This window comes from Nitrobacter sp. 62-13, assembly GCF_001896955.1.
Taxonomy (GTDB): domain Bacteria; phylum Pseudomonadota; class Alphaproteobacteria; order Rhizobiales; family Xanthobacteraceae; genus Nitrobacter.
The window spans coordinates 1-6,692 of sequence record NZ_MKRN01000149.1; the positions used below are offsets into that span (position 1 = coordinate 1).

General features: G+C 61.3%; 5 protein-coding genes and 1 pseudogene. 1 reads left to right on the forward strand and 5 read right to left on the reverse strand.

The window, feature by feature from the left end; genetic code table 11:
- Positions 1–264: 264 nt before the first annotated feature.
- The 3 genes from dnaE to pyrF all read right to left on the reverse strand — a co-directional run bounded on the left by dnaE (position 265) and on the right by pyrF (position 5,203).
- On the reverse strand, positions 265–3,771 hold the full coding sequence (dnaE, locus tag BGN91_RS10630; RefSeq protein WP_292612933.1) for a DNA polymerase III subunit alpha: 3,507 nt from the start codon (positions 3,769–3,771) through the stop codon (positions 265–267).
- A 365-nt stretch (positions 3,772–4,136) separates the two neighbouring features.
- Positions 4,137–4,364, reverse strand: coding sequence for a hypothetical protein (locus BGN91_RS10635; RefSeq protein ID WP_292612935.1), 228 nt, complete (start codon positions 4,362–4,364; stop codon positions 4,137–4,139).
- A gap of 122 nt (positions 4,365–4,486) precedes the next feature.
- The gene (pyrF, locus tag BGN91_RS10640; protein WP_292612936.1) at positions 4,487–5,203 is read right to left on the reverse strand and encodes an orotidine-5'-phosphate decarboxylase; all 717 of its coding nucleotides are present in this window, start codon (positions 5,201–5,203) and stop codon (positions 4,487–4,489) included.
- Positions 5,204–5,449: 246 nt separating this feature from the next.
- On the opposite strand from pyrF, the gene BGN91_RS10645 reads away from it, so the two are divergent.
- On the forward strand, positions 5,450–5,704 hold the full coding sequence (locus BGN91_RS10645) for a DUF3551 domain-containing protein (RefSeq protein WP_292612938.1): 255 nt from the start codon (positions 5,450–5,452) through the stop codon (positions 5,702–5,704).
- Between the two features lie 42 nt (positions 5,705–5,746).
- On the opposite strand, the gene BGN91_RS10650 is transcribed toward BGN91_RS10645, so the two are convergent.
- Complete coding sequence (locus tag BGN91_RS10650) at positions 5,747–6,445, reverse strand: ABC transporter ATP-binding protein (RefSeq protein WP_292612940.1); 699 nt, start codon at positions 6,443–6,445, stop codon at positions 5,747–5,749.
- 9 nt (positions 6,446–6,454) lie between these two features.
- A pseudogene (locus BGN91_RS10655) lies at positions 6,455–6,692 on the reverse strand (lipoprotein-releasing system transmembrane subunit LolC); the annotation flags it as partial.

Sequence of the window (6,692 nt, forward strand, 5' to 3'; positions counted from 1 at the left end):
TTTCCTGTTGCTGGGCAATGGCCGCGCTCGGGATCACCGAGAACGCACCGACGAGAAACAGACATGACACAAAGATTGCGAAGCTTCTGTGCAGGCGCATGATCGTTCCGCCCTACCAACAGCCAAACACGGCTTTGAGCTATTCAGCGCGCGAGTATCTGAACATTATTTGAACGAAAAGCGGTCCGAACAAGGCACCTCCAGGAGAGGTCATATCTGTAAGACTGCAAGCGACAGACGAGAATCCGGACAGTCGAGATTGGCTTAGAGCGCCTGGACGTCCACCACCCCCGAAACCGCCTTGATGGCGCCTGCGACCTGCGGCGAGACTCGAAAACGGCCGGGAAGCTTGATTTCCACCTCGGTTTCCAGATCCAGCAGCATCACCAGCGAAACGTCGCCGTCGCCGGATGACCGGGGCGCGGGGACTTTGGTGAGCCCAGACAGGTCGTCATTTTCGGGCACCTGAAGACGCTTCACGATCGAATCCAGCGGCTTGGTATCGCGCAGGAAAATTCGAAGGCCCTTCTGGGTCTTTGCCGCCGCATCATCCAGCGGTTCCGCGTTCAGAATCCGGGCGCGCACCTCATCGCCCTGCAGTTCCGCGCCGAGCTGCAGCAGCACCGCTGCCCCCGGCTCGAGTACTTCGCGAAATTGCGCCAACCCTTCCGAGAACAGGACAGCCTCGAAATGACCGGTCGGGTCTGAGAGCCCGAGGATTCCCATCTTGTTGCCCGTTTTGGTGCGCCGCTCCATTCGCGAGACGACCGTTGCGGCGACCTTGCCGGCGGTCGCGCCGGTTTTCACCGCGCGGGAGAACTCAGCCCAGGACTGGACGCGCAGCCTTTTCAACGCGGTCGCGTAGTCATCGAGCGGATGCCCGGACAGGAAAAACCCGACGGCCTCGTACTCGCGCCTCAACCGATCGGCAGGCAGCCACGGCTCGACCTGGGGCAGCATGATCGCCGGTGCATCCGCCATGCCTCCGAACATGTCGTTCTGACCGAGCAGCGCGGATTCGTGACTGCGCTGGCACGCGGCGAGGATCGCCTCGGCGCCGGCGAACACGCGCGCGCGATCGGGATCGAGCGCATCGAACGCACCGGCGGCGGCGAGACTTTCGATCACGCGCTTGTTGACGGCGCGCGGCGGCACCCGGGCGGCGAAATCGGCCAGTGAGGTGAACACACCGCTTTTGCGCGCTTCGACGATCTGTTCGACCGCCTGCGCGCCGACGCCCTTGAGCGCCGCCAGCGCATAACAGATGACGCCGTCGCTCACCTCGAAGGTCGCGCCGGAGCGGTTGATCGAGGGCGCTTCGACCTTGATGCCGAGGCGGTGAGCCTCGCTGCGAAACTCCGACAGCTTGTCGGTGTTGCTCATATCGAGCGTCATCGACGCCGCCAGAAACTCGACCGGGTGATGCGCTTTCATGTACGCCGTCTGGTAGGACACGAGCGCGTAAGCCGCGGCGTGGCTTTTGTTGAAGCCGTAATCGGCAAACTTCGCCAGCAACTCGAAAATCGTTTCTGCCTGCCCCTTGGGCACGCCGTTCTTGACGGAGCCGGCGACAAAAACCGCGTGCTGCTTTTCCATTTCCGCGCGGATCTTCTTGCCCATCGCGCGGCGCAGCAGGTCGGCGTCGCCGAGCGAATAGCCGGCCATGACCTGCGCGATCTGCATCACCTGCTCCTGATAGATGATGACGCCGAAGGTCTCCTTGAGAATCGGCTCCAGCATCGGATGCAGGTATTCCGGCTCCTCCTCGCCATGCTTGCGCGCGCAGTAGGTCGGAATGTTCGCCATCGGTCCGGGCCGATACAGCGCGACCAGTGCGATGATGTCCTCGAAACGGTCGGGGCGCATGTCCACCAGCGCCCGCCGCATGCCCTGACTTTCCACCTGGAACACGCCGACCACGTCGCCCCGCGTCAGCATCTGATAGCTCGCCGCATCGTCGAGCGGCAACGTGGCGAGATCGACATCGACGCCGCGCTGCTTCAAAAGCTTCACGGCGACGTCGAGGACGGTCAGCGTCTTCAGGCCGAGAAAGTCGAACTTCACGAGTCCGGCAGGCTCGACCCACTTCATGTTGAACTGGGTCACCGGCATGTCCGACTTCGGATCGCGATACATCGGCACGAGTTCGCTCAAGGGACGGTCGCCGATCACGATGCCCGCGGCATGGGTCGAGGCATGACGCGTCAGCCCCTCGAGGCGTTGAGCGATGTCGAACGCGCGCGCCACCACGGGATCCTCGTCGCGAAACGCCTGCAGCTTCGGCTCGCTCGCGATCGCGGCCGCCAGGGTAACAGGCGCCGCCGGATTTTGCGGAACCAGCTTGGTCAGCTTGTCGACCTGCCCGTAAGGCATCTGCAGCACACGGCCGACATCGCGGAGCACACCGCGCGCCTGGAGCGTTCCGAAGGTGATGATCTGCGCGACCTGATCGCGGCCGTAGCGCTTCTGCACGTAGTCGATGACCTCGCCTCGCCGCTCCTGGCAGAAATCGATATCGAAGTCCGGCATCGACACGCGTTCGGGATTGAGGAAGCGCTCGAACAGCAGGCCGAACCGGATCGGATCCAGGTCGGTGATGGTGAGCGCATAGGCCACCAGCGAGCCGGCGCCGGAGCCGCGGCCCGGTCCAACCGGAATGCCCTTGGACTTGGCGTGCTTGATGAAATCCGCAACGATCAGGAAGTAGCCCGCATAGTTCATCCGGGTGATGACGTCGAGTTCAAAACTCAGACGCGCGCGATAATCCTCCTCCGTCATTCCCTGCGAAAGACCGTGAACCGCCAGGCGGTTGGCAAGCCCCTCCTCCGCCTGGCGCCGCAATTCGGCGGCCTCGTCGTTTTTCGCATCAGCCATGTCGGCGGCGGCGCCCACCGTGAAATTCGGCAGAATCGGCTTGCGCGTGAGAGGCCGAAATGCGCAGCGTTCCGCAATCTCAATCGTGGACGACAGCGCCTCCGGAATATCGGCAAACAGCACGGCCATTTCCGCGCGCGTCTTGAAGCGATGATCCGGCGTTAACTGGTCACGGTCGGTTTCCGCCACCAGGCGGCCGCCGGCGATACACAGCAAGGCATCGTGGGCTTCGTAGTCTTCGGAGGTGGCGAAATAAGGCTCGTTGGTCGCCACCAGCGGCAGCCCCTTGGCATAAGCGAGGTCGATCAACGCGCCTTCGACGCGCCGCTCCTTGTCGAGGCCGTGACGCTGCAACTCGACATAGAGCCGGTCGCCGAAAATGCCGGCGAGCTGATCGCAGCGCGCAGCCGCGAGCGCGGACAGATCGGCATTGAACGCCAGCGCCATCGGTCCCTCGGGGCCGCCGGTCAAGGCAATCAACCCTTCGTTTTCGTTTTGAAGCCACTCCGACCTGATATGCGGCGCCTGATGCACCGGGGTTTCGAGGAATGCCCGCGAATTCAACCGCATCAGGTTGCGATAACCGGCCTCGCGCGCTGCCAGCAGCACAACCCGGGCAAAGGGAAGCGCGTTGCGCGCCGTGGGATCCTGATCGCCGAAATCGATCGCGAGTTCACACCCGACGATCGGTTGAATCCCGTAACCCGCAACCTTATCGGAGAACTCCAGCGCACCGAACATATTGTCGGTGTCGGTGAGCGCCAGCGCCGGCTGACGGTCGGCCTTGGCCAGTTCAGCCAGCTTCTGGATCTTGATCGAGCCCTTCAACAGCGAATAGGCCGAATGGACGTGCAGGTGGGCGAAACCGGCGCTGATGGTTGCGGGCTTCTGGATCATGGGCGTTCATCGATGCGGGTTGTATGCTGACGGCCCCAAGCCGACTCGCCACCAGATGGTGGTGGCTTGCACCCGGCATGTCCATGCGAAACCCGGCGCGACCATGAGGTATACCGGCTTTCCCCAGAGCCTCCGGGAATGACGCTCACTCACGAAAGCTGCGGAATGAGCTGCGCCCAGACGGCGACCATTCCAACGAACAATGCGATCGAGGCCAGCGCCGCCGCCTCCTCTACGAACATTCTCAGCATGATGCCCTCCCATGACGAAACATAACAAGAACATTGTTTATGTTTTGTTCTCAAAGTCAAGGGCGGGTAACGGGTCAGTCTGTGACGAATGACCCCGATGGTTAATGACGGGACTTAGGAATTTTGACTTCGACTCTTGAGAATATGTTGTTCTGCGACGTCCAGGTCCTTCCGAAACCGGGCAATACCTAGAAGGCTGACCTCGAATACGATTGACTCTTCTTCCTCGGTATCCTGGTCCAGCAGCAACAACCTTATACCGGCCCGCCCATCCGGGCGAACCAGCGTCTCCGACTCAATCACCGCCACGGTCCGACGATCGCGCTTTTTTTGTTCGCTCATTCGCTTCCTCAAGATGCCTGGTTGGCCATCACCTTACGTCATCTCGGCAAGGGAATAGCCTTAATTTTTCAGGTAGCCAAACTGCGATTTGTTTTGATCAGGTTCAAGCGCCCGGCACAATCTCAATCCGGCCTCAGCGCGTCTGCCATCTCCCGAATAATTCCCTGGGCAGCGGCTTTTGGGTCCGACGCTGCGTAAATGGGTCTGCCCAATACCAGATAATCGGCTCCCGCACGGATGGCTTCAAACGGCGTCGCCACCCGTTTCTGATCATGCCGGGCGCCGCCGGTGGGACGGATACCGGGCGAAACGATCATCAGCTTGTTGCTCGCATGCTTGCGAAGTTCGGCGGCCTCCAGGGCGGATGCGATGACGCCGTCGACCCCGACTTCGAGCGCCTTCCTGGCGCGGGCGATCACGAGATCTTCAACGTTGCATTCGAAGCCCATCTCGCTGATGTCGTCGGCATCCATGCTCGTCAGCACGGTGACGCCGAAGACTTTCATATCGGAGTCGCCGCGGCCGGCGACCGCGGCTTTCATGATGCTCGCAACGCCGTGGACGGTGAGGAAGGTGACATTCAGCTTGGCTGCTTGTGCGACCGCGCGCTGGACGGTCTCCGCGATGTCGTAATATTTGTAATCCAGGAAGACACGCTTGCCCTGGGCGATCAGTTCCCTGGCCAACTCGTTGCCGCCGACAAGCTGGAGACCTAAACCGATCTTGTAAAAAGACACCTCGTCGCCGAGATCGCGAACAAGCTTCTTCGCGTCCTCTACGTTCCAGTAATCGAGAGCGACGATCAGCTTCTCGCGGGCGAGATCGAGCGGGTCTGTCATGTCTCAAGCTGCCGCTGCGATTGCCATCGGGATTTCCAGGAGATCGAGGCCGATACGACCGTCGGGATCGAGTGCCGGACTGTAGAGGCCAGAGTCGCGTTTTGCTACACGAAGCTGCTCTACACAAGGACATATCGCGGCAGAGGCGTCGCCATTATAATGGCGTGACAGCTTTTCAACAATCCGATAGCCACGAAAGCCCACTGAAAACGTAATCCGTGACCACTCACTGCCGGGATTCAATCGATGCGCGCCGCACTCTTGATCGCTCTGGCTCTGTCTTGCTCGAGCGCGACCGTTCACGCACAGGCCTGGGACAGCCGTTATCCGGTCTGCATGGTGATTTACGGGCCTTTCTCGTACAACGACTGCCGGTATACCACCCTCCAGCAATGCAGGCCGCTGGCATCGGGACGCGCCGCCCAATGCGTGGAGAATCCCTTTTTTGCGAGCCCGCAGGACGGCTCGAAGCGGCGACCGCGCCGACGGCATAGCCATTGATCGAAGCACAATGGTCCGGCTCGGCGGATTGCGCAATTCGCCTCAATCCAGTTCGACAACCTGACCGTTCTCGAGCGAGACCCGCCGATCCATCCGATCCGCAAGCTCCATGTTGTGCGTCGCGATCAGCATCGCCACGCGCGTCGCTTTCACGAGCTGCATCAGCGCATTGAAAACATGATCCGCGGTGTGGGGATCCAGATTGCCGGTGGGTTCATCGGCCAACAGCACGCGCGGCGCGTTGGCGACGGCGCGCGCGATCGCGACACGCTGCTGCTCGCCGCCCGATAATTCCGCCGGGCGATGGGTGACGCGGTCGTCGAGGCCGAGATAGGCGAGAATTTCGCGCGCGCGCTTGATCGTCTCCGAACGTTTGAGGCCGCGGATCATCTGCGGCAGCATGACGTTTTCGAGCGCCGTGAATTCCGGAAGAAGGCGGTGAGATTGATAGACGAACCCGACATCGGTGCGCCGAATCTGCGTGCGCTCCACATCCGAGAGGCCTGACGTCGCGGTTCCCCCGATATAAACCTCCCCCGCATCCGGACTCTCGAGCAGCCCGGCGATGTGCAGCAAGGTCGACTTGCCCGATCCCGAGGGCGCCACCAGCGCGACGGACTGGCCCGCCCATAGAGCAAGCTTCGCGCCGTCCAGAATGGTCAGTTTTGTTTCGCCCTGCGTGTATTGTCGTTTGATATCGTGCAGATAAACAACCGGTATCTCCTTTTCGCCCTGCTCCATGTCCGCCGCTCACTCGTACCGCAGCGCTTCGACGGGATCGAGGCGCGCGGCGCGCCACGACGGATAAAGGGTCGCGAGAAACGACAGCGTCAATGCCATGATCACCACGGCGCTGGTCTCGCGAAAATCGATTTCAGCGGGCAGTTTGGACAGGAAATAAAGCTCCGGCGAAAACAATTCGGTGCTGGTCAGCCACGACAGGAATTCCCGGATCGATTCGATGTTGAGACAGATCACAAGCCCGACG